Source organism: Parabacteroides sp. AF39-10AC, assembly GCF_003635405.1.
Classification (GTDB): Bacteria; Bacteroidota; Bacteroidia; order Bacteroidales; family Tannerellaceae; genus Parabacteroides; species Parabacteroides distasonis.
In genome coordinates this window covers 1-1093 of record NZ_QTLP01000059.1, presented here as the reverse complement: position 1 = coordinate 1093, position 1093 = coordinate 1, and the positions used below count along the sequence as shown (strand labels likewise).

Here is a 1093-nt window from a genome sequence, read left to right as displayed (position 1 = left end):
AAACAGGCCGCCCTGCCTAACGGAGACCTTTTCGCAGTATTTAACGATCAAATGACTCCCGAAGAGAGGGAGGCGTTAACCTTTATGTACGCCTATATGCCGATTGGAGACATCACGGACTATAATAGACATTATATAGATTAAATTGTTATATGACTCATTTTGTGACTGACTCTGAAGTTGTGTAATCCACAAGCAATAAGAATCACCATATCTTCGAAACCGAATTTATGGCATCTGAATCGTTCTTTGACAATACGGCATTTTTTCATACCACCTATGGCATGCTCCACTTTAATCCTGATTCCGGAAATCCGCTTGTTCTCTTGCTTTTCAACAGCAGTAAGCTCTTTTCCTTTAGGTTTCTTTTTGGGCATACATATTTCAACTCCATCCGGTCTGTGTCCGATGAAACCTGTATCTTGCCAGAGCCTGATACTCATCACAAATCTTTTTGTCATGGACATGACCTTTGTATGTGGAGCTCAGCCATACAATCCTGAGTTGGTTGGTACATAGCAAGTTATTCTTTATGCTATGAGTTTTTTTTACCACTATAGCATGCTGACTGCCTGTCTTCATCCAAAGGGCGTTGAATAGGTCGCTCTGTTCCGTCCAACAAGACTTCTTCGCATCCTTGAAGAATGTGAATCAGACGTTTGGAATTACGGTCCGGTAATTCACCAAGCGTTTTCAATGTACGCCGGAGAATATCAGAAAGAAGGTGAATCCATCTATTGGCCTGGGGCTGGGTCATCTCAAACTGAATAGCATGGAGTTCCTGAAGAGGATTAGTCTTCAAATATACCAATATGAAGAACAGTTTGTCCTGAATCAGAGGCAATACACTGGTCTTCCTGTTGTAAGATATACGTTGACGCACTTTACCTTCCAAGGTAAAATGGCTGTAATATTCATCCCAATGGTACTTGAAAGTTGTTAGTAAGGCATCAAACTCAACAGGAGTTAATCCTGTAGCTGCAAGTACTTGGCTATTACGGTGGCGAATCTTGTCGTAATACATCAATTGAACTTTTTAGACCACAAAGATAAGTCAAAGAACGCCTTAATCAATTATTCAATATAAACTCTA

The 1093-nt window shown here is 40.5% G+C and carries 1 protein-coding gene and 1 pseudogene; both read right to left on the bottom strand.

The features are described from left to right. Positions 1 to 140 precede the first annotated feature (140 nt). Positions 141 to 582 (bottom strand): annotated as a pseudogene (locus DW033_RS23890) (transposase family protein). Then, positions 536 to 1024, bottom strand: coding sequence for a transposase family protein (locus tag DW033_RS23880; protein ID WP_010186339.1), 489 nt, complete (start codon positions 1022 to 1024; stop codon positions 536 to 538). Before DW033_RS23880 ends, DW033_RS23890 begins: the two are co-directional and overlap by 47 nt. Between the last annotated feature and the right edge of the window lie 69 nt (positions 1025 to 1093).

What these genes read in the sequence shown, in the direction of transcription:
- DW033_RS23880 (WP_010186339.1), bottom strand. Translation starts at nt 1,024, where the DNA reads ATGTATTACGACAAGATTCGCCACCGTAATAGCCAAGTACTTGCAGCT.